The following is a 22,370-nucleotide window of genomic DNA, read 5'->3' on the forward strand; positions in this document are numbered from 1 at the left end:
CCTACCCTCTCAACTAATGTTATGGTCAGGAATAATGCCAATTACTTTTAAATCCATATGGCCTTGGATATCGTCAGCTGATCGAATCGTGTTATCGAATAGTTCGCGCACATATATGATTCCAATCACTGCGAAAATCCCCGCAAAGAAACTACTAATTATCAGCTTCAAATGATTTGGTACTATTGGGTATGCAATTGTTGCCTCATCAAGTATGCCTACCGAGCTTGCATTCATCAAGCTGCTAATTTCGTTCGTAAAAGAACGGCTGACTGCATTTGCAATTTTTGTTGCTTGGACGGCATCTGGCCATGTAACACCGATCGACAGGATGTTAGATTCATCTTTTAAGTCAACAGAAAGCACACTTTCAATCCCCTGAGCATTAATCCCATTAGCATTAAGTTCTTCCATAGCAGGTTCAAGCACTTTTCGAGTCAGTAAAATGTGGCTATAGTCGGTTATGAGCTGACGGCTAACCGCAATATCTTGAAGATTAATCGATTCGCCCGTCAACACCGATTGACTCCGGTTCATGATATACAAGGAAGTTTCCGTATGATATACAGTCGTTGCAGTCATAAAGCTGAACACAGCAGTCAATGAGGAACTAAGAATAGCCGCAAGGACAATCCACCACATTTTCCGTTTTATAGCCTGATAGAGTCGATATATACTCATTTGTTTAACTCCTCTTCTCGCTATTTCCGCACTATTTTATCGTTTATTTTTATGCCGCCCAAAATTTCTATAACTTCTTTTGTCTCTAATCCTCTAACTACCTCTACCGTACTCACTTCATTGCCATTCATAATATCTACGAATGTTTTTCCATTCTCAACTTTAATATAGCTTTTCGGAATAACGATTGTATCTTTCTTCTCTAGCTCCAACTTGGCTTGCTCTGTCTCTCCGAATTTAAGATTTGGCATCTTACCCTTAAAAGAAAGGAATACATTACTTGCATTTGCTGCGTTGTTTCCGGGAATGTTAGCAATTACTTCAAGCTGCTCACCAGGCTTCGGCGTATGCACTTCAACATCATATTTCGTGTTACCGATTGTGAGTACGGCACTCGTAGCGCTAGTTACATACTTAGCATCTACTGCCGTAAGCTGCAATACAAGCATTTTCGGATCGGCAATCTTCGCTAGCAATTGCCCCCCGTTCACTAACTCCGTAATGGACACATTTTCTATTTGAGAGACAACCCCGTCTACCGGTGAGTATAGCTTACTGTTAGCTAAACTTTTCTCTAACTGAGCAAGCGAGAGCTCCGCGCTCTTCTTATCCAGCTCCGCCATCCTTCTCTCGAAGAAGCTGTTCTTGTTTGCCGCATCCAACTGAAGCTTAAGCTGCTCCAATCTTACCTTAGCCTGAGAGATTTCCTCGCCGAACTGATCCAGCTTTTCCACATTCGACTTTTCAATTTCATCAAGCGACAGCTGTGCTGCATCGATAGAAATTTGCACGCTGTCCATGACCTCTGCTTCGGATCCTAACTGGGTATAGGGAAACTGCGCGACTTCCAAGTCCACTTTAGCCAGCTGTTTATCTTTTTCGAGATTGCTTAAATTCAGCTTGGATTGCTCCAATCTAGTTCTTGCAGAAACGATCGCTTCCGCTTCCTCTACCGCCTTCTTGTTGGCAATGAGCTGGTCCAGTGTTTCCTGCTGCGATTGAATAGTCGCTTTGGCTGAAGCAATATTGTTATCAATCTGCTCGAGTCGGAGCTGTAGCTTTTGTACGTTTGTCTCCCTGGTTTTCTCGGTCAATTCTTTCTGTGCGATTAACTGTTCATGCGCGAGCTGTGCTTTCTTAAGTGCCATCTGGTTCTTTACCGATTGATTCCCTTGTGCCTGTAGCAAGGAAATCAGTTCCATTTGTACTAGCTCGATGCTCTTCTGAATACCTGCTTCACTCGAATCGTTGAGAAGAGATAGCCTGAGATTGACTTTCTCCACGACGATTTGTTGAAACACAATTTGATTCTCGATTTCGGCAGGCGTTATTTCAGCAAATAAATCGCCCTTCTTAACCACGTCATTCAACTTAAAATTTAGTTGCGAGAGAGGCCCGGATATATTAGTGAAATAAAGACTAGTCGTTTTTGTTGGAACAATTTGCCCAATTCCTATCAACTCCGTTTTAATACTTCCCTTACCAACCACACCATTAAACGTAGCAGCAAATTCAACTGAATCCACTGTGGTTACAACCGGTTGATTTAAATCTAACGTACAGGAGGACAACACAAGGGGCAGTACAACGGAAATAATCACCAATAAATGCCTACTTTTCTTTTCACGCTTCCGCCTTTTTTTATCCACTCTACTAATCAAGCAAATAACACCTCTCTAAAAAAATAGTATCGGGCTTACACTCACATTGCGCCGCTTCTATGATTCACAACCATACGGATTGTCTTAAGAATAATCAGAACATCCAACCACAATGACCACTTATCGATATAGTCCGTATCTAGTTTGACTACTTGATCAAAATCCGTTATGTTGCTTCGACCGCTTACTTGCCACATTCCTGTAAGACCCGGTTTAAAACTAAGCCGACGGCGATGATATGTTTCGTATTTGCCTACCTCGTCTTCCGTTGGTGGTCTTGTACCCACCAGACTCATATCACCTTTTAGCACGTTGAGGAATTGCGGCAACTCATCGAGACTTGTTTTGCGAAGGATGCGCCCCACGCGTGTAATCCTTGGATCATCTTTCATTTTGAACATAAAGCCGCCGTCCACTTGGTTCTCTTTCATTAGCTTTTGTTTGCGCTCCTCAGCATCTGCGTACATGGATCTGAACTTATAGATTTTAAACTTTCTACCGTTCAGCCCCACTCGTACTTGAGAGAACACCGCTGGTCCCTTCGACTCAAGCTTAATGAGTGGAATAATTATAGTAGATATAACTCCTGTAATGAGGAGACCAACAATTGCCCCTGCAATATCGATCAAGCGTTTAATGAATAAGTTGACACGATTAATAGTGACGGAATGGAAGGTCAGAACGGGGAAGGTTCCGATGCTTGACAGATGAGTACGCGATATTTGGAGGTTATAGAAGTCTATAACCATTCTAACCGTGATTCCCATTTGCTCGCATTTCAGTATGTATGGTTCGATTTTCCCAACATGATTTCTCGGTAAAGCGAAGATCACTTCATCGATGACTTTACTCTTCACAATCTCTTCTAGCTCTGACAAGTAACCAAGGTGATAGCCGCGCTTAAGCTGCTTTTCTGGGTATGCTTGTATGTAGCCAATAACATCTAGTTGGACATTCGTTTTGGTTAGAAACCTTCTTAGTTTTTTGGAAAGTCCTGGCGTGCTGACAATTAGAACTCTTGGTCTGTTTTGAGTACCATAACTCTTAGCGAGCCTAGTATTGATCAACCTCACAGCACCTAACAGTACAGTAGACAAACATACAAAAATAGTGATTAGAAGCCTGCTGATATGAGTTTCTTTAATAAAAAAGAATAAAGCCCCTAGTAGCATTACTGATGCAATAGAAGAAAAAATAACGCTTCTAACGATACGATCTGAATACGTAAAGGTCGTACTATCATACATTCGCTGTACATGCATAGAGAATAGCCATACAGTGGCAAAGATGTATAATATCCACACGTATTCGCCCATTGCCATCAACTTGGTAAATTGACCTGCAATGACATAAGAAATCAAAAACGAAATGACTAAAGTTGGCACGTCTGTAAAAAACTGACGCAAATTTACTGAAGCAAGCAAATTCGATCTGTGCATCTTGTCCTACCTACCCATTCTTTTTGAATAAGTCTAATGTACCATATGCCTCGTCATGTATCTACTATTTTTTTGCTAATTCGGTAATCCTTCAGCACTAGACACTTCTTCCTCATAATCTAATATTTTTTGGAAACTATTCTTGTTTATTCTTGCCAGCTCTATTATAATATCACCAAGACTATAGTCATCAAGACCTATCTAGGATACAGGTCATTTAATTGAATAGGAGGTGAAAACAAATGTCCAAGAAAACATGGGAAAAACCAGAAGTTAAAGCTCTGGAAGTCGCAAAGACTGCATATGGCAACGATCTTAAAATCAACCCTGACGCCGTCATCACGGTCGGTAAGTACACGTTCTATTCCTTCTCGTAATCTTAATTGACAGTTCAAGAATCAAGCAAAAAAGAAATCCAAACTTCGTTCGCGAATTTGCGATTTCTTTTTTGTTTGGTATAAATCCTAAGGTGGAGATCAGTGAAATGCAGCTACAATCCGTAAGACTAACCGATACCATCGCCGTCGATGAAGACATCCTTGCTACCGAAATTGACGGTGAAATCAGCATGCTCCATATCGACTCCGGCAACTACTTCACGCTTGACGGCGTGAGTTCCGATATCTGGCACCTGGCAAAGAGCCAGATCTCCGTGCAATCCATCGTGTATCGCCTGCTCGAGATGTACGACGTGGATGAGCCGACGTGCATCGCGCAGACGATCGAGTTCGTCAACACCCTGGCTCATCTTAAGCTCATTCGGATCGTTGCTTAGCGAGTTGCGCAGTATGGCAGTTCATTAAATAGATAATAGAGTGGAGAGACATGCGATGAAGAAAGTAAAAAAAGCGATTATCCCGGCCGCCGGACTTGGTACGCGCTTCCTACCAGCTACCAAGGCAATGCCCAAGGAAATGCTGCCCATTATTAACAAGCCGACCATTCAGTACATTGTAGAAGAAGCCATTGAGGCCGGCATTGAAGACATCATTATCGTGACGGGCAGAGGTAAGCGAGCCATTGAGGACCATTTCGACAACTCATTCGAGCTTGAAGGGAAACTGCTAGAGTCCGGTAAACTTAAGTTGCTAGAGGAAGTACAGCGTTCGTCCCAAGTAGATATTCACTATATCCGTCAGAAGGAAGCCCGTGGGCTAGGCCATGCAGTCTGGTGTGCAAGACGCTTCATCGGTAACGAACCTTTCGCCGTACTTCTTGGTGATGATATTGTAAGCAGTGATGTCCCTTGCACGCGCCAACTCATCGATGAATACGAGAAAAGCGGCAGCTCGGTCATCGGCGTACAAAGCGTCCCCCACAATCAAACGAATCGCTACGGCATTATTGACCCATCCGAGCAAAACGGGCGGCTATATAAGGTTAACCGCTTTGTCGAGAAGCCTCCGATTGGTATGGCTCCTTCTAACCTGGCCATTATGGGGCGTTATGTATTCACACCGCAAATCTTTGACTTCCTGGAGAAGCAGGAAATCGGCGCCGGCGGTGAGATTCAACTGACAGATGCTATTCAGAAGCTGAATGAGCTCGAGAATGTTTATGCCTACGACTTCCAAGGCACACGCTACGACGTAGGCGAGCGGATCGGATTCGTTCTAACAACGCTTGATTTTGCGCTTAACACACCGGACCTGCGCGAACCACTTCTTGAAGCAATGCAGAAACATCTCGACCGGTTGCTGGTAAAGTAACCTCACTAACACCGAGCATTAGGGGGGAGCTATGTTAACCAAACTGAAACAACTCGCCTCTTGGCATAATTACAGCTGGCTCGCGAAGCAGGTCGATCGCCACAAGGGTCCCCTGCTTCTCGTTATTTTGCTCCATGTCTTGGTTTCGCTGAGCGGCGTCGCCGTCGCGGCGGTGTCGAAGTTGCTCATCGACGCTTTCATGGTACATGATAAGTCGCTGACGGCATGGCTGACCGCCCTCTTCGCGCTACTGCTTATTGCTCAGACCGTGACAAATCCCTATCTGACGTATCAGACCGGCAAGCTACGTGAGACGCTGAGCCACGGGATTCAGCTGCGATTCATGGAGCGGTATTACCGTACCGATTGGAAGGCGCTGAACGGCTACCCCAACGGTGACATCCAGACCCGACTCATCAGTGATGTCGGCAGCATTGTGGATGGATGGACCAATACCGTCCCCACCATTATCGCCATGATTTTTCAGCTCGTCGCGGCATTCGCCACCTTATGGTACTTCGATCCCGCGCTGGCCGTCTATGCGTTCTTGCTCGGACCGGTGTCCATCCTATTCAGCTGGCTAATCGGACGCAAGCTGAAGCGCATGCAGCTCCAGGTCCAGGCGGCCGAGAGCCGCTATCGCTCTTACCTGACCGAGAGCGTCCGCCATATTCTCATTATTAAGACCTTCGAGAATCAGCGGCAAAACCTCGAGCAGGTCCAATCGCTCCAGCAGCAGAAGCTGTTCTGGGTTCTGAAGCGCAATTTGTTCAATGCCTTGGTCAATACGGTCATCACCCTCGGTTATCGCGCCGGATTTTTCATTGCCTTTATCATCGGTGCCTCTCGGCTTGCACTCGGCACCGTCACCTTCGGCACATTTACCGCGTTCCTTCAGTTGGTTGCCTATGTCCAAGGACCGCTAGAGGGGCTGTCACGAACTCTGCCAATGATCATCTCGACACTGGCATCAGCCGAGCGCCTGCGCGAGATAGAGCAGTTGCCTGACGAAGACGTCCGTTTGTCGGAAGGCCGCTCTCCGGCTAGGACAATTGCTCCCATTGCATCGGTCATCTTTGACCGCGTCTCGTACGGCTATGATACTGATCAACCGGTGCTGCAGGATATCTCATTCACCGTCCAATCGGGTGAGATCATCTCAATTGTCGGCACCTCTGGAGAAGGCAAGACGACGCTGCTGCGGCTGTTGCTCGCACTGCTTCAACCGCAGGAGGGTCGGGCATATATTCGGACCACGGACGGCGAAGTGTTGCCGATTCGCGCCGATTCGCGCTCTTATTTCTCCTATGTGCCACAAGGAAACACTCTCTTCTCTGGCAGTATCCGGGACAACCTCCTAATCGGCCACCCAACAGCCACCGAGGACGAGTTGCGCGAGGCCACCTTCAATGCATGCGCGCTCGACTTCATCGAGAAGTTGCCGCTCGGCTTCGACACCGTCATCGGGGAGAACGGCATCGGCTTATCCGAAGGCCAAGCGCAGCGCATCGCCATCGCTCGTGCCCTACTGCGACCGGCTCCCATCCTTCTGCTGGACGAAGCGACATCGGCGCTCGACCTCGACACGGAGATGGAAGTGCTTCAGCGGATCAAGCGGCTGTCACCGCAGCGGACTTGCATCGCGATTACGCATCGTCTATCCGTCATTGACATTTGCGATCGTGTCTACCGGATCCGGGAGCAGCGGCTGCTCCAGCTTAGCCAACACGAATAAAAGGACTGTCCAGCCATCATGTTGTGGCTGGACAGTCCTTTTGTTTTTTCATAATACCTCTAGCATTTGGCGAATTTGTTCATCGGTCGTAAACCCTTGTAGCGGGCGCCGAATACGGAACACACGAATCTGCGCAGCCAGCCGGACGCATTGGACAAAATGCCACTCTCTTAAGCCCATTACATCAACCAGATCATACCAATACGTATTGTTGATGAGGCGGCTAATCTTATCCGCCCCTCGCAGCTCCTCTACCTCGACCACTGAGCAATCTTCCGGCACCAGCTCGAATAAAGCGTGAAGCTTGCGATTGCTGGTCACGAATTGCTCCGGCGGTATCGGGATATTGAACTTGTCCCGCACGCCCGGTATACGCTCGAATGCCTCGACACCTCCGAAAATTCGAGTGGCCGTATCCCGCCATAGCCGCTGGATCGGGAAGCCCGGGTAAATTGTCGCGCCCTCCGCATTCTCCAGCTCCAACGCCGCGATATCGTCCGCGAGGAAGGCATAACCATGCTTATTGAGCGTAGCCGTCACCGTTGACTTGCCTGCGCCGGACTGACCGGTCACGATGATTCCCTTGCCATCGACCAGCAGGGCGCTTCCATGAATCGGCAGCTTGCCCCGCTGCAGCAACAGCGCACCGATGCACGTCCCTGAGAAGAAGCTGCTAAACGCATAATCCGTGCTGCGCTCATCTTTCTCTACGACAACTTCTCTCCCGTCCTGTATTAAGTAAGAAGCGATTTCTTTAATTCGATAGGCGAATGAGCCTGGTCGATCGACAACGAATGAATTCTCCCCGGACGGACCCGGAAATGTCACCGGAACGTGACCCTCTCGGACGATAACATCGGCACGGCCGATTCCAGGCAAGTAACCGCCAAGCGGAAAACTAGACTCGATCTGCATGCCGAATGCATGGTAACGATAGGTTTCCATAACTGACACAAGCTCTCCTCTTTCCTGACTTGCGCCGCTGGCTCTTCAGCGCGGCTTTATTGGAAATTTCTGATGAAAAGTGCGTAGAAACTTACCGACAATGACAGCAAGCAGCACGTGATGAGCCACCTGTACATCCTTAACCGCTCCCTCGTACGGGATTTCCCCCAGCACGCGGCGGACCTTGTCCATGTCCAGATAGCGGTCCGCATGTTCCAACTCGACCACACGCTCCAACTCCTGCCGGATTTCAGGCCATTCCGCTTGGAGACGATACAGCCAATCCGCGCTTTGTACGCCTTTGGTCTTCATATTGTTGCGAATCGGGTCAGGCAGTATTCCTGCCATCGCCCGACGGAGCAAGTAGCGCTCGTTGCCATGACGGACGTATTGATCCGAGGGGATTGAGAGACAGAACTCCACGATGCGCCGATCCCGCGAAGCATCACGGATTATTATGCCGGTCTCGAGCGACAGCTTCGTCTCGATCGCCCCGATATGGCTGAGATTCAGCGGGCTCACCCGGATCAGCTTCTCTTCCTCATAGCTCCGGAACTGCGTCGTCAACAGATTAGCTCCCATGCGGTCCAACCGTTCCTCTACGCCCCATTTGTCGATTAGCGTTCGATTCACAATGACATTGTCAAATCGATCGAATGCCGGCTGACGCCGGCGTGCTCGCCGGTCCCGCAGACGATACGGAATTGCCGTGCGAATGGCAAATTTAAATGCCTGCCGCACCGGACGCCGGAACAACCGAGCTAGCCCGTGAATCTCCCGATATCCAGCGATCCATCGGCCCGAACGAAAAAGAGACAGGAAATGCGCGACAAATTCACCGTAAGATATGGTGCCGTTGCCCACCTGTCCATTCAGCATGATGCGGCATCCGTCCGCGGCCGCCTTGTGCAGGATAGGGCGGTACCAGGACATATTACGAAACACCTTGTACGGCGATCCGAACACCTGAAGCAGATTATCCATATCGACCCAGGCATTGTGCTCGGCATAGTCGCAATATGTAATATTTATATTGGGGTAAGCCTCCCCGATCAACCGAATCTCTCCGGACTCGTCATAAATATCGGCCCGGCTCTCGGGCTCGTCCCGGAAATCCCTAACCGGAATCGAGCTGTATGCCTGCAGCCGCTTCTCGTCGGTCGCCAACTGCCCTGCCGCCACGCACCCGATCGATCCCGAATCCATACCGCCGCTCAGCATGATGCCGACCTCGCCTGCGCTGCGCAGCCGACAGTTGACGGCTTCGCGGAACAGGTCGAGAAAAGCCGCAACATACTCCTCGTCCGTTCGAAAACGAATAGGTGGATGCGCGAGCGGATCCCAATACCTGACCGTGCGGAAGCCGCTCGCTCCCCATACACCGTAGTGTGCAGGAAGCATCTGCCGGATATCCCGATAGATCGTCTCGCCGGCCTCGGTCTCATGATGAATGCTGTCTATCGCAAGAAAGTCTGCCAGCCATTTCTCATTGAGCTCCACCTCGGGGCAGACGGTCCCGAGCAGCGGCTGCTCGACGGTACAAAAACCGATTAGCGGTCCCTGCACATAATAGTACAAGGCTCGCGTGCCTACGGCATCGCGCGCGAAGTATAGCTCCTGCCGCTCACGATCCCAGATCGCGAACGCATAATCGCCGAGAAGCCGCTTGGGACAATCATGCCCCCACCGCTCGTACGCAAGCATAATAAGCTCGCTGTCCGTCATCTCCGCTTGCCGCTCGTCCGGTACGCCGAATTCGCGGAACAGCTCGCTGCGATTGTCGATAATGGCATCCGCCGTAATCAGATATCGATCCTTCACGCGTCGCGGGAGCACCTCTCTGACCGACTCCGGTGAATGATACGTGTGGCCGCAGCCAAAAAACGCATGCACCTCCGTCTCTGTCTCGACTCGATCAAAAGGATAGACTTTGAGCTTTGCCATCGCGGCCGCTCCTATATCCTCCAATGCGGAAATGTCCTCCCACGCCACTACTCCAAATATGGCTCCCACTGCGCTTGCCCTCCTATCCAGTATCTATACGACCGTCTACTCCCGGCCGCTCAGGCTGGCAAACTGTGCGACCGGACGGAAATTAGGGCTCTCGTCGCCCCCTGTCAAAATCAACCTGCCGCAGCGCAGCCAGGCATGCGCGATCATTTGATTGGCATCGTCCTTGCCGACTCCCAAGTACAGCGTCGTCGGCACACGCAGAATTCGAAGCAGCAGCTGCGCCGTGAGCGCCTTGACCAGACACTTGCTTTCCCAAGGCGTAAACCGGCTCACCCGCTCGACGATCCAGCCGACCTTGGCCGCCTGCGACATCTGCGCGCGCTCTACATCCTCGGGCGTACTCCCGCTCTTACGTCCCATGATTTGCGCCAATCGGCGAAAGGGTACGACGAGAATTGCAAACCGGAACGTGCCCATCAGGATGTAGGAAGCAACGACCAACAGCTTCATCTTCCATGGCAGCCTGGCAACCACTCGAAGACGGTGCCACAGGCCTCTGTTCAATAATTTACCGATCTGCGGTATTACCCCCACCACCATCCGAATCATACTATTACTCAATTATTCTACTAGTATACCATTCCCAGTACGAGACGACTACGGCGACTCGTAGCTTGTCGAAAATTATTGCCACTTCTTTATAAGAAAGCTATAATGAATGTTAGAACTGCTACTATTTTACCATATTTTTATAATGATAGTATTAAAGAACTAATATGGAGATCCTGCTATGACGACAAGGCTGACTGCAACGATTGGCGAATTTATTTGGGTCGTGGATTGTCAATCGGATTCTGCCGCCGCATTGTTTAGCTCGACCTTCCCGGATTTGGACACCGACTCGCCGGGCGACAATCCGTGCTTGACCATTATGTTACAGGACAGCTAGACCGGGCAACGCCTGGGGAACGGCTGGCGGTAAAATTTAAACTGGGGAAGATAGGTCCATGACTACACTGGGTCTATCTGCCTCTGACGTTCTATTATTTGACTTCAGGAGGCATCCGCGCATGATGAACCGCCACCAAGAATCCGTCATTCAGCTCCTCGGCCGGCTACTGACTCCCAATCTCGAGTCAGATCCCGTCGATACCCCGGATTTTCAGTCTGCCGACGAGCTTGACGCGACGATGGACTCTGCCATTCGCCAAGGCGTGGGGGCAGTCTTATTCCAACAGCTGAATCGGCTTCGGCAGGTGCAATCCGGCGGTAATCAAGAGAGCTGGAACCATCTCAAGAAACGCTTCGTCAACGAAACTCTCCGCAATCTGTGGATGCTGCGACAAGCTAAGGTTTTGCTCGAATTGCTCGAGCAGGAGATGCTTGACCCCATTGTCCTCAAAGGAATTGCGATTGGCAGGCTCTACCCCCAGCCGGAGCATCGGTTGATGGCCGACCTCGATATTTTCGTACGGCCGGAGCATTGGGACCTCGCTAGAGCAATCCTGGCTCGAGAAGGCTACGTCCAGACCGAACCGGACGACTATAATGCGCTGCATATTGAATACCAGAAGACCGATGGCTTGACCGTTGAGCTTCATCGTAATCTAATTCATACCGATTACTTCGGCGATCGCAACCAGCATGTCTGGTACAGAGCCGTCTGGGAGCGGACGCGCCGCGTCGATCTGAAAGGCATAACCTTCACGGCCCTTTCGGCTGAGGACGAGCTTATCAACCAGGTAATGCATTTCGCCTCGCACTTCATCTATCATGGCATCAAGCTCCGGCACCTGTTCGAGATGGCGCTTATTATGAAGTCGCATCCCGAGATGGACTGGCCTTATATTGTCCGTATGCTGGACACGACAGGCTTTCTTCCCTTCGGCAGCCTATTGCTACGGGTATGCGCACTGTATTTCGGGACCGAGCCGGGAGATGGAATTCCTCTTGTAGATGCAATCGAAACCAAGAGGTTTATGCAGGATATGCTTGGACACTTTGCGGAAGAACAAGCGGAAGGCGACTTCGCGAGCTGGGTCCGTGTCGGCGCTTCCTTGCGGCCGGACTATAATACGGCGGGCAAGCAGCCTCGCATTTGGCTGCTCGTCGCCAAGGTCCAGTATCGGACGCATGGCATTAAGTTGCTTGCACTCCTCCACGGCTTGCGCCGCAACGTGGTTGTAGCCAATAAGAAAGTCGACGTCATCCGCAGATACGGCTTGGTTGTTCGGTAATAAATCTCCTCCTCTATCCCTCATGCATCGGCATCTGCATCTTTAAAAAGGATCTCCGAGCTTCTGTAACGACACATTTAAAAGGCACCTTTTAGGTGCCTTAAACAAACTACTGTTCACGCTGCTAGCTTTTTTATTTCCAAAAGCTTCTTAATTTACCCGCTTTCTCACCCGGGAAGCCCATGAATAAAACGATCGGCGTCATTACGACCTATATCTCCGATTACATCTTCCCTTCCATTATCCGCGGCATTGAACGCCGATTAAACGAAGATAACTATTCCTTGCTGTTATCCAGTACCAATAATGATATAGCGCAGGAAAAAAAGCGCTCGAAATGATGCTGTCCTACGGCGTGGATGGACTCATTATCGAGCCTACCCGAAGAAATGTATACAACCCCAATATTGCTTACTACCTGTCGTTCAAGGAGCAGGACGTTCCTTTCGCGATGATCAATGCCTACTATGAAGAGTTGGAGGTTCCTTCCTTCTGTCTGGATGACGTGCAATCCAGCTATCTCGCAACCCGGGAGCTGATCGCCAAAGGACATACCCAGATCGGCAATTGCGAAAATGGATGATTTGCAGGGCAAGTATAGAATGAAAGGATATATTATATTAAGGCTCTTGGGGAAGCCAAACTACGGTTCCATCCCGAGCATGTGCTTTCCTTCGATACGGAGACGAATATTTAGAAAACTCCCGTTGACCAAATTTTACCTGGAACCTATAATTGTGATAATTATACATGAAGGTGAGTGATTCTCATGCAAATGCTTAACTCCAATACGTCCATCAATACGGTGCGGAAGGGATAAATCTAAATGATTTGATCCCTTCCGTGGTAAATCTAATTCACGGAGGGAAAGTAAATGTCTTTTAGTTACTATGGAGAACTATGTACAGAGGTCTATGACCTTACTAAGAAAATCGGTCAATCTTTTGGCGGTGATATAGAATATTACCGTGACAGACTTAAACATTGTAAGGGTCGTATTCTTGAAGCAATGGTCGGGTCTGGACGTGTAATCATTCCGCTTCTCGAATCAGGTCTTAATGTAGATGGAATTGACTATTCTCCTGAAATGTTGGCTTCTTGCCGTCAACGTTGTGAGGAACGAAACTTAGTCGTCAATTTGTATGAATCAAATCTCCAAGAACTTTCTTTGCCCGATAAATATGAAGCTATTATTATTCCAGGTGGTTCTTTCTTGTTAATTGAAAAACGAGAGGAGTCACTAAACGCTTTGAAGTGCCTTTACAACCATCTTCAGCCAGGTGGGCGTCTAATTCTTGATCTTTTCCTACCTGACAATAACTTTGAGTGTGGTCAGTTTGGTGGAACGTCAACATTCAACTTACCGAATGGAGACATCATCACAATGGAAGGCAAGCTTGTTGAAGCAGATTTATACAATCAATACAAAGTTTCATATCTAAAATACGAAAAATGGCGTAACGGTACACTTATCCAGACCGAATTACAACGTTTTGCATTACGTTGGTATGGTATCGAAGAATTTAAACTCGTATTAGAAAGCATCGGCTTTTCGGATGTGGTTGTATCAGCTGATTTCGAATACGGCAAAGCACCAACAAATGGGAAGCAGAAATTTGTTTATGAAGCGATACGACAGTAAATAGACCACAGGGGTTCTTGGTTTTAAGCCAAGGCCTCTGTTTTTTTCCTACCTTAAAAACGAAACGAAGCCATTTTCAAAGTTATATCATATCCATGATCCAGTACCAAGACCCCTTTTTCGAGGGGTCATTTTCATTTTCAGGAGGGACGTAGAATGCGAATCATCAAATCACAACAGGACTTTGTGTTTTCCGCAAGCAAAAGTCCCCCTTCAGATACCGCATCGTTTTGTGACCACAAAAAGCTCACAGATGCCCGTTTGCGCCATCTTTGCCGCCTAACGTGGCCCATCCCAAACCCATGCCCAGCAAAGCGCCTTTCCAAGCCCGCTGCAGGATTTTCCGAAAAAACTTGCCGTTACTTGTGGTACGGTTCACCGTAATGTATCTAAACACAAAGTGCTGCTTGACCACAAAATATACATCAGCGTATAAAGAAAAACCAATCCTGACAATCGAGTGGTTTCATTAATTAGAGCTTCACTTTATTTCACTATCGTATTCTATAGTTTTCGTGCCTTGATTACAAAGGTTACAGGAAGCATCTTTGCTTTTTTTGCAAAATCGCCGTTACTCGATAGCATAATTTCATCATCAGATTCTTCAATCATTTGCTCAATGACAAATCCCTCTTTCGCCAACGCATTCACATAGGTTGATAGTTTGCGGTCCGATAATGTTAGCGTACTTTCGCCAAGAGTTACCGAATACCAAGATTCATCGAAATAACATTTTTTAAAAACAAGCCTATCATTGTCTGCAGCAACACATTTGTGTATCGGGTGAGACCAGCTGAAAATAAATACCCCGTCTTTTTTTAGGTAACAAGCAATGCGGCGAAAAGTCCCCTCAAGGTCGGTTGTCCAGCCTATGGCATAAATCGAATAAACAAAGTCAAAATAATCCTCTGGTATGCCACATTCTTCTTCCATGGGAGAACAGATTAATGTCGCTGAAAGACCGCTCGCCGTCAAATGCTGCTTTGTCTTTTCGATTTGGTTTTCCGATAAATCCGTCCCCCATAGTTCAGATGCTTTGCGTTCCCCCAGATATTGCAAGGATTGACCGCTTCCACAGCCTATTTCTAGTATCTTTTTTCCCGAGACATCGCCAAAAAGCTGGCACTTTTCTTCCGAGACAAATGCTCCATAGAACGGAAGTGCGGTTGCTCCTAAAACATCATTTCCTTTTGTATCCCAAAATACTCTATTTGTTTCATGAATACTACGCTGATCCATGTCGACCGAGATGGCGCTAACCTCACCACCGCCTATCATGTTAGTTCTATGAACAGAACTCTTGTCCATGCCGTCGTCCTCCCAAAATAAGATTAACTAAATATAACCAAATATTCCAACCCATCATATCGCACGTATGTTCTTATGTAAATGCATTCTATTACGAATTATTAGATACGTTAGTCGAAAGATATTTCATTTCCATTTTAGACCACTGGATGTTACAAAAATCGGTGGCTTAAGATTTAGAAACGCTTTTATTCTAAGCGGTTAAAATTCAAGGTAAGACGGTATTTTTGCAGTCTAACCATATGCTAAAAAATAAAACAGGGGCACTCTACTGAGTGCCCACGGGTTAAGCAAATTGAAACCCCTTAGGAAAATGGAGGTTCCCACAGCTTCTTTTTCCATCCGAAGTTGTTCCCGGTCACTTGCAAATGGTCATCCAAGGTTATATCTATACCGAAAGGAAGCTTTTCACCATGCCGAAAACGGACGTCTCGCAGTTCTACCTTGTAACCGTTCTGAATTTTTTGACATGAAATATGCACACGATGCGCAAATGCAAGAAAGCTGCGGACGCCGTCACTGCCCATGACCGCTTGAACGACATCGTTCCGCTCCCCCTTTTGGAATATCGTTTCTTCCCTTAGAAGGGTTCCGCTGATTGAGCCTGCAATATACGTTTGATCGGTTTCGTGAACGTATCCCCATTTATGGGGCAGCCACCTGGGAATTAAGAAGGAATGCCCTTCGACTCCATAACGCCCTCGAACAACTTGCAGCATCAAGCGTTGAAGCACAATACGGTATCCAATAAAGAGAAAAGTTAGAACAAATAAAAGAGGGAATACAACCTGTGCCGCCATGACGCCAAACAGCCATAACAACAAACCCGCTAAATGAAGCCCAAAAATGACAGGGTCAAAAATGGGGATGGCATCGCCATGAAACCATTTCCTTGAGATCGGCCGGAAACATTGCACGCCGTACGCATTGAATAAATCGAGGAAAACATGAAGCACGACACCGGCCATTGTCCAGAGGAACAGCAGGAGCATATAATCCCAAGCATGAAAAAGATACGCAATCAAAGGAGTAAGTAAAACCGGCCAACCGACTAGCATCGGCAATGAATGGCTGAACCCCCTATGATGCAATAAGTATGACTCATATCCGCGTATACGAATGACAGAATCGAAATCGGGAGCATTCGAGCCGACGATAGCTGCCGCAAATAATCCGTAAACAACTGATGAATGGCTGCCGATGGCAGGATCGGATAAAACCATTGCCAGTCCGCCTAAAGTCACGCCGAGAAGAAGATGGCTTGCGGTATCCATATCAATCACCTCATCACTGAAATTTAGGTCATAAGCTTCTGTTCAGCTCTATCCGTTAATGGGAAATCCGGTGTTATAGAAGGACGGCCCATGGAAATATAGTGCAAGCCAGATCGTTACAGTTTACGGCCATCGCCACAGTGTCTAACATATTTCTAGCATCAAAAACGTACGGCGACCTCATCGTCTTCCTCAATCTGACCCAGTCCAAGTGGCCGAACTGATGCCAATCGGTTGCAATCACCACGCAATCGCTACTGGCAGCTGCCGCATACATATCTGTGACTATCGAGTAATTCAGCAATCCCTCAAGCTCCGCATCACGGATCATGTCCTCAAGCCCCGGCTCCCAGATCGGCATAAAGCTGGATTTTAGCAGCATGATTTTATCATCATTTACATCTATGCACACCACCTGGTGTCCAAAACTAGCCAAGGCTGCCCCGGTGACCAACCCGACATATTCCCGTTCCAATGACTGCAATTTTCAAGCGGATTCACCTTCTCCCTGAATGCGTTGGCTTCCTGCCGCCTCCGGATTTTGCTCCGCTTTCACAATCTGCTGACAGCGAGTGTAAATCGACGCCATTGCATGATCCCAAGTGCGGGATTGAGCATGTTCCCTCGCCTCCGTACGGAACAATTGCCATTTGCCTTGTTCGTCGAACCAATCGACCAAAGCCGCAAGAAAGCTCTCCACATTTCCAGCTTGAGCGTGCAAGCCGGTTATTCCATGCTGGACGATCTCCGTCACTCCTCCTTTGTCGGCTACTATAGCAGGGAGACCGGAGGCCGCCGCCTCCAACACAACGTTGCCGAAGGTTTCCGTGGCAGAGGGAAAAACAAATAAATCGGAGGATGCATACAATTCGGCAAGCTCTTCCCCGCTCCGATAGCCGGTAAAGGTGACATTCTGCGGGGCTTCCATTCGAGCTTGTTCCATCATCGGACCATCGCCAACGACAAGCCAATGCACTTGACCTCGTATTCGGTCCGGTAACCGATGCATTAATTGAAGCAAAACATCCAAATCTTTCTCCGGAGCCAGTCGACCAACGAATAGCAGAAGATAACGTTCCTTGATCCCGTAAAACTCGCGAACACGATCGGAGCGCTTCGCGGGCGTGAACCTGTCGCAGTCAACCCCCCGTGACCATAGCTCCAGATTAATCAATCCCTTGGATTGCAATAGATTAATCGTCTCCTGCGAAGGAGCGAAGATGGCACGGCAGTTACGATGAAACCATTTCATATACGACCAGTACCAGGAATGCGCAAACGGAAACCAATAAGACGCGAGATACTGGTCGAAATGGGTATGATACGAGGCAACTATGGGGATATGAAGCTTCTGGGCGGCATATGCACCGGCAAGACCTACATTAAATGGAGTGGCAATATGAACAATGTCGGGTTTGAATTGAGCAAGTTCATTGCGTATACGCAGCAAGTTTGGAATAACGAATCGATGTTCCGGATAAGCCCAGAAGGGGACACTGGCCAGCCGGCACACCAGATCCTCATAGACAGGCTCTGGCTCTGTGGGTACGAACAGCTTGCAGTCAACACCATGCATGGACAGATACTCGGTCCAGCGCTCCAAGGTAAGCGCGACGCCATTGACTTGGGGGACAAACGTGTCTGAAAAAACAGCAATCCTCATCAATTCACTCCCTTTTTCAGATCTATCCCCAAAGTAACACGTTTTCATTATCGCTAATTCATCGCAAAGTAATTTTTATGAAAATTTCGCTCTTTTCGGATTAAAATTTCTTTAATAAAACAAAAAAGGCACCTCTTTCGAGATGCATCCTAATCAACTATAAAATTTTTATTTAAAATAAAAATCGCCGTCCGATTCCCGATAGGAATCTTGAACGGCGACAGTTTTAGAGTCATCACTTAAGTGGCATTTCTTTCGGGTAAAAGCCGATATCACTTTGCAAGGCTAGTCGGCCAATTCCACCAGCAGCTTGCCAAGCCGGTCAAGGTTCTGTTCATTAGCTTCTATGCAGATCGGCTTGGCTTGTTCAAACTCCTCTTTCTCCTTAAAAAGTTGACGGAAGGTGACCCTGGTGCGGCCATCGAAGCCCTCGAAGGTAGCCGTTACCCGAAATTCGTGAACGTTTAGATGATCAATCACGACCCGCTCCGTCGGCACGATCTCAACAAAGACATTATGGTTAGGATAATCCACGCCATCCGGTCCATGCATGGTGAATAACCACATGCCTCCCGGTCTCATATCGCACTCGTGAAACGTGTTCGTAAAGCCTTCCGGCCCCCACCACCTTGCTAACAAATCGGGAGTTGTCCAGGCCCGAAACACAAGCTCCCGCGGGACATCGTACTCGCGCGAAGCAATAAGTTCATTTTCACCTATAGTCATGCTCCTATCTCCCCTTCTACTACCTTGCCCAGTGTGTCCAACATGATGTTTGTACCGTGTTCTCGTATTTCTGGCGTATCATGTCCATCAAAGAATGCACCTTGTTCCGTGAAAATCAGCTTCGTACCGCCCTCCACCTTGATAAGCTCGACCGTTGTGATCGAGACGGAGATGCGTATGTCGCCCGAATCCAGGGTGTACGTATAGACAATGCGCTGCTCTGGAACAAGCTCCTGGTAGCTGGCGTCGAAGGTAAAGATCGGCCCTTCCGGCGGCCCCCCTCTGCTATACTCGCGCCCGCCAACCTGGAAATCGAAGATGTCTGGCTTCGAAAACCACTTGGCTTTGGCAATCGGGTTGGCCCATGCGTGATAAACCCGCTCCGGTGAAGCGGCATAAGTCCGCTCGACGACGAAGGTTCCATGCTTGACGAATCGTTCGTTCATTGATTTTCCTCCTTATGTTTCGGTATTCCGTTCTCCTCGGCAAGAAAGTCTCCCAACAGGTCCAAATGCCGCTCCCAACTCGTTTGCCGCTCAATGATTGGTTTCTCAAATCTCATCTTCATCGCTTGCAGAAGGCTCGTGAAATCTTCAACCGTTAAATCCGCCTTGCCCTGCATAAGCTTGGATACATGACTGAGCTGCTCCAATAGTTTCTGCTGCAGTTGGATCTGTTCTTTGATTTGGTTTATTTGAAGGGTGACGATCTCAAGCGGACTGATCCTCCCGCCAATTAACGCCGACTTAATCTCCTCGAGAGATAACCCCAGCTCTTTAAGCGATAATATCTGGTGCAATCGCGACAAGTCTAATTCATTGTACAGCCTGTGGCCGGATTCCGTTTGTCCCGACGGAGAGAACAACCCGATTTGATCATAAAACCGCAAGGTTCGTACGGTAATTCCCGTCAGCTTGGCGAGATCTCCGACCTTCCAATGTTTCTTCATGAACCATCTCCACTCTTTGGCGCTAGCTTATGTACCGGTAGCTCTATTGTAAAACATTACGTTACGTAAGGTGCAAGCGAAATCGTTAAAATACCATCACTCTTTTTCCAACATAATGTTACAACACGTTACTACATGAAGATCTCGATTTTTGTTTTAAATACTTCAAATCATTCCAAGCTATTTAGCTTCCAGCACGTCATCGTTTATCGTTCGTAAAACGCTAGAAAGTCAGCACGATCAAGCCTTTTCCTCTTCTTACCTTGTCACCTTTTCGAATGAAACAACCTTGCTTCAGGGTTGACATTCGAGCAAAGATTTTTGTCTAAATATTTTTATGTATCTGGTTTACAACTCGACAGAAGTTCTATTGCAAGCTTGATATAATCTAGTTAACTCTTAATACTAGGTTGGGGGGAATGGAAGAATGGAAGCTATTTTATTGTTCATCTGGAATCTAATGATGGTAATCAAACGGGAAAATGCAAATCAGAACGATAAAGGTAATCCAGCCTGTCTTGGCATAATCTATTCGTTTGAAGCGTACTTGATTGATAAGCAATCCATAACCGTCCTGCCGGATTGGCAAAAGAATAATGAGCCTCTGCAGCCATTCATCCCTATACAAAAAAGCCCGCAACGCAACCCGCGTACCGATTGGCAGATTTGGTGCGAAAATAATAAAATGTTGTTCCAGAGCACCGCTTAGCGTTAACGTAAAGTTAGATCGCTCTAATTGTTGCATAATACCACATAGACTGTGAATTTCCAGTGGTGTGCCTTGGTTAACCCATTTACAATTGAAAGGAATGAAAAAAAATGAAACCAATTTTGTTCTTTTTCTGGAATCTTATAATGGGAGTCAAACGAGTCCATATCAAACAGCTTCATAAGCAAACAACATGTCCCGTTTTAATCTATCCGTTTGAAGTGCATATGATGGGGAAACAAACGGTGGCCGTCTTGCCGAGTAGGCAGAATCAGCATTGCATTAAGGCTGCAGCAACCGCTCCCTATGCAGAAAGACCCTCAAAATAACCCCCTGGCCGAATGGCAGATTAGGTGCGAGAACAATAAGATGTTGTTCCAAAATTCCGCTTGAGGAGCCATATGCAGCAAAATATCTGTAGAACGAAATTGAGGAGCACCCGTCTGGGTGCTCCTTTATATTTTATTGAGGCTCACCGTATCAACTCTAGGGCGAAATGATTTGGATACCTCTTTGGGTGCCCTTTCTATTGCATTGGACTTAGACGGCTTCAATTCATCTCCCTTTACAAAAAGCTTACACTAAGAGAAATCAATCTATGGTAATCTACAGATGCAGAAAAAATACAACAAGTTTTGACACCGGTGTCAAATGAATTTGAACTTCAGATTGTTTAAGGAGATAGATGATGGATAAAAAATATACGATCCGAGATATCGCCAATCTTTCAGGATTTTCTTTTAAAACGGTATCTCGTGTCATTAATAATGAACCCAATGTGAAATCGGCTACGAAGCAGAAGGTTATGAAAGTGATCGACGAAACTAATTTTAAACCAAACCTCTTTGCCAAAAATTTAAACAGTAAAACCGTGAAAAACATACTTGTCTCGGTACGTAAAACACCAGGACAGAACACGACACAGTGGTTTGATATTTTCATGGCGCACGCGAATCAGATCGCTAGAAGTCATCAATATACGATCATTCAAGAAGTCATTTACGACGACAATGAGTTAAGCGGATCCATGCTGGAGCAGTTCGGCGGTTTTATCGATGTACTGGTTTTATTTTATGTCGAGAAGCACGACAAACGAATTGAGATCGCGAGGCGTAATCAAATTCCTTTTATCTCTTTTGAGAAAAATAACGAAATCCCAATTTCAATCTCAAATAACAACCGAAAAGGTGTCGAAGATGTCGCCGAATATTTATTCGAGAAACAGTTAACGCGGATTTGTTTTCTGCTGGGAGGTGAATTCGAGGTGAATATTGAACGGGCAGACGCCTTATCGGATGCGTATACCCGTCATCAAATCCCTCTTGCCGACCTAGAAATCGTATACCATATGAATGCTTTGGAGAAAATCAAGCAACTTGTCGAATATAAAATCCAAGAGCATGAACTTCCTCAAGTATTTTTTGTTTCCGGCGATGAGAAAGCAATAGCGGTTTATCACGCTCTTAACCGCCACGGCATATCCATTCCAGCAGATGTTTCCGTCATCGGATTTGATAACATTCCAATGTCCAGCTACTATTCACCGCCGCTAACCACGATGGGACAAGACTTTGAGAGGTTGGCTCATGAAATGTTTGTGGTTATTGCCAAAATATTTAATGGCGAAGAAAACATTCAATCCATTGAAGTAGATCCCCAGCTGATCATCCGAGAAAGCGTCCGAATCTAACCTAGATGGGCCGAAGGAACATTCCGTGTGTTTTTACACACGTTTAAAT

The 22,370-nt window shown here is 47.3% G+C and carries 23 protein-coding genes and 1 pseudogene; 10 read left to right on the plus strand and 14 right to left on the minus strand.

The genetic code is table 11. From position 1 onward, the window contains the following. Positions 1-9: 9 nt before the first annotated feature. The 3 genes from AC1TPC_RS07285 to AC1TPC_RS07295 form a co-directional block, all read right to left on the minus strand. Positions 10-681 (minus strand): YveK family protein, encoded by a 672-nt coding sequence (locus AC1TPC_RS07285; protein ID WP_482066197.1) that lies wholly within the window; start codon positions 679-681, stop codon positions 10-12. Between the two features lie 20 nt (positions 682-701). Beyond that, positions 702-2,282 (minus strand): hypothetical protein, encoded by a 1,581-nt coding sequence (locus tag AC1TPC_RS07290; protein WP_482066198.1) that lies wholly within the window; start codon positions 2,280-2,282, stop codon positions 702-704. A gap of 101 nt (positions 2,283-2,383) precedes the next feature. After that, positions 2,384-3,781 (minus strand): sugar transferase, encoded by a 1,398-nt coding sequence (locus AC1TPC_RS07295; RefSeq protein WP_482066199.1) that lies wholly within the window; start codon positions 3,779-3,781, stop codon positions 2,384-2,386. A 242-nt stretch (positions 3,782-4,023) separates the two neighbouring features. Here AC1TPC_RS07295 and AC1TPC_RS07300 point away from each other — a divergent pair, with 242 nt between their 5' ends. The 4 genes from AC1TPC_RS07300 (at position 4,024) to AC1TPC_RS07315 (ending at position 7,225) form a co-directional block, all read left to right on the plus strand. Next, positions 4,024-4,158 (plus strand): hypothetical protein, encoded by a 135-nt coding sequence (locus AC1TPC_RS07300; protein WP_482066200.1) that lies wholly within the window; start codon positions 4,024-4,026, stop codon positions 4,156-4,158. A gap of 107 nt (positions 4,159-4,265) precedes the next feature. After that, complete coding sequence (locus AC1TPC_RS07305) at positions 4,266-4,556, plus strand: PqqD family peptide modification chaperone (RefSeq protein ID WP_482066201.1); 291 nt, start codon at positions 4,266-4,268, stop codon at positions 4,554-4,556. Positions 4,557-4,611: 55 nt separating this feature from the next. Next, a complete protein-coding gene (galU, locus tag AC1TPC_RS07310; RefSeq protein WP_482066202.1) occupies positions 4,612-5,490 on the plus strand; it encodes a UTP--glucose-1-phosphate uridylyltransferase GalU in 879 nt (292 codons plus the stop codon). A 31-nt stretch (positions 5,491-5,521) separates the two neighbouring features. Beyond that, positions 5,522-7,225, plus strand: coding sequence for an ABC transporter ATP-binding protein (locus AC1TPC_RS07315; RefSeq protein WP_482066203.1), 1,704 nt, complete (start codon positions 5,522-5,524; stop codon positions 7,223-7,225). A 48-nt stretch (positions 7,226-7,273) separates the two neighbouring features. Here the strand turns inward: AC1TPC_RS07315 and AC1TPC_RS07320 are convergent, their stop codons facing one another. The 3 genes from AC1TPC_RS07320 to AC1TPC_RS07330 are packed head-to-tail and all read right to left on the minus strand — an operon-like array spanning position 7,274 to position 10,633. Further along, positions 7,274-8,170, minus strand: a complete 897-nt coding sequence (locus AC1TPC_RS07320; RefSeq protein ID WP_482066300.1) for a hypothetical protein — start codon at positions 8,168-8,170, stop codon at positions 7,274-7,276. Positions 8,171-8,215: 45 nt separating this feature from the next. Further along, entirely contained in the window at positions 8,216-10,183 is a 1,968-nt protein-coding gene (locus tag AC1TPC_RS07325) for an asparagine synthase-related protein (protein WP_482066204.1), read from the minus strand. Between the two features lie 36 nt (positions 10,184-10,219). Next, positions 10,220-10,633, minus strand: coding sequence for a lasso peptide biosynthesis B2 protein (locus AC1TPC_RS07330; RefSeq protein ID WP_482066205.1), 414 nt, complete (start codon positions 10,631-10,633; stop codon positions 10,220-10,222). A gap of 280 nt (positions 10,634-10,913) precedes the next feature. Between AC1TPC_RS07330 and AC1TPC_RS07335 the strand changes: the two genes are divergently transcribed. The 4 genes and pseudogenes from AC1TPC_RS07335 (at position 10,914) to AC1TPC_RS07350 (ending at position 14,002) form a co-directional block, all read left to right on the plus strand. Continuing rightward, entirely contained in the window at positions 10,914-11,072 is a 159-nt protein-coding gene (locus AC1TPC_RS07335; protein WP_482066206.1) for a hypothetical protein, read from the plus strand. 241 nt (positions 11,073-11,313) lie between these two features. Further along, positions 11,314-12,360, plus strand: coding sequence for a nucleotidyltransferase domain-containing protein (locus AC1TPC_RS07340; RefSeq protein WP_482066207.1), 1,047 nt, complete (start codon positions 11,314-11,316; stop codon positions 12,358-12,360). 173 nt (positions 12,361-12,533) lie between these two features. Next, positions 12,534-13,048 (plus strand): annotated as a pseudogene (locus AC1TPC_RS07345) (type 1 periplasmic-binding domain-containing protein); the annotation flags it as partial. 186 nt (positions 13,049-13,234) lie between these two features. Continuing rightward, complete coding sequence (locus AC1TPC_RS07350; protein ID WP_482066208.1) at positions 13,235-14,002, plus strand: class I SAM-dependent methyltransferase; 768 nt, start codon at positions 13,235-13,237, stop codon at positions 14,000-14,002. A 247-nt stretch (positions 14,003-14,249) separates the two neighbouring features. Here the strand turns inward: AC1TPC_RS07350 and AC1TPC_RS07355 are convergent, their stop codons facing one another. The 8 genes from AC1TPC_RS07355 to AC1TPC_RS07390 form a co-directional block, all read right to left on the minus strand. Next, positions 14,250-14,399 (minus strand): hypothetical protein, encoded by a 150-nt coding sequence (locus tag AC1TPC_RS07355; RefSeq protein ID WP_482066209.1) that lies wholly within the window; start codon positions 14,397-14,399, stop codon positions 14,250-14,252. Between the two features lie 107 nt (positions 14,400-14,506). Beyond that, complete coding sequence (locus AC1TPC_RS07360) at positions 14,507-15,310, minus strand: class I SAM-dependent methyltransferase (RefSeq protein ID WP_482066210.1); 804 nt, start codon at positions 15,308-15,310, stop codon at positions 14,507-14,509. A gap of 305 nt (positions 15,311-15,615) precedes the next feature. Beyond that, positions 15,616-16,584, minus strand: coding sequence for a metal-dependent hydrolase (locus AC1TPC_RS07365; protein ID WP_482066211.1), 969 nt, complete (start codon positions 16,582-16,584; stop codon positions 15,616-15,618). Between the two features lie 73 nt (positions 16,585-16,657). Then, on the minus strand, positions 16,658-17,068 hold the full coding sequence (locus AC1TPC_RS07370; protein ID WP_482066212.1) for a UDP binding domain-containing protein: 411 nt from the start codon (positions 17,066-17,068) through the stop codon (positions 16,658-16,660). Between the two features lie 3 nt (positions 17,069-17,071). Further along, the gene (locus AC1TPC_RS07375; RefSeq protein ID WP_482066213.1) at positions 17,072-18,247 is read right to left on the minus strand and encodes a glycosyltransferase family 4 protein; all 1,176 of its coding nucleotides are present in this window, start codon (positions 18,245-18,247) and stop codon (positions 17,072-17,074) included. 285 nt (positions 18,248-18,532) lie between these two features. Continuing rightward, on the minus strand, positions 18,533-18,973 hold the full coding sequence (locus AC1TPC_RS07380; protein ID WP_482066214.1) for an SRPBCC family protein: 441 nt from the start codon (positions 18,971-18,973) through the stop codon (positions 18,533-18,535). Beyond that, the gene (locus AC1TPC_RS07385; RefSeq protein WP_482066215.1) at positions 18,970-19,419 is read right to left on the minus strand and encodes an SRPBCC family protein; all 450 of its coding nucleotides are present in this window, start codon (positions 19,417-19,419) and stop codon (positions 18,970-18,972) included. Before AC1TPC_RS07385 ends, AC1TPC_RS07380 begins: the two co-directional genes overlap by 4 nt. Beyond that, a complete protein-coding gene (locus AC1TPC_RS07390; protein WP_482066216.1) occupies positions 19,416-19,922 on the minus strand; it encodes a MerR family transcriptional regulator in 507 nt (168 codons plus the stop codon). The genes AC1TPC_RS07385 and AC1TPC_RS07390 overlap by 4 nt, the downstream gene beginning before the upstream one ends. A 427-nt stretch (positions 19,923-20,349) precedes the next feature. Here AC1TPC_RS07390 and AC1TPC_RS07395 point away from each other — a divergent pair, with 427 nt between their 5' ends. Both AC1TPC_RS07395 and AC1TPC_RS07400 read left to right on the plus strand, forming a co-directional pair. Further along, positions 20,350-20,631, plus strand: a complete 282-nt coding sequence (locus AC1TPC_RS07395) for a hypothetical protein (RefSeq protein ID WP_482066217.1) — start codon at positions 20,350-20,352, stop codon at positions 20,629-20,631. Between the two features lie 685 nt (positions 20,632-21,316). Continuing rightward, complete coding sequence (locus AC1TPC_RS07400) at positions 21,317-22,321, plus strand: LacI family DNA-binding transcriptional regulator (RefSeq protein ID WP_482066218.1); 1,005 nt, start codon at positions 21,317-21,319, stop codon at positions 22,319-22,321. The last annotated feature ends 49 nt before the right edge of the window (positions 22,322-22,370 follow it).

It is taken from the genome of Paenibacillus sp. Y280 (genome assembly GCF_056786335.1).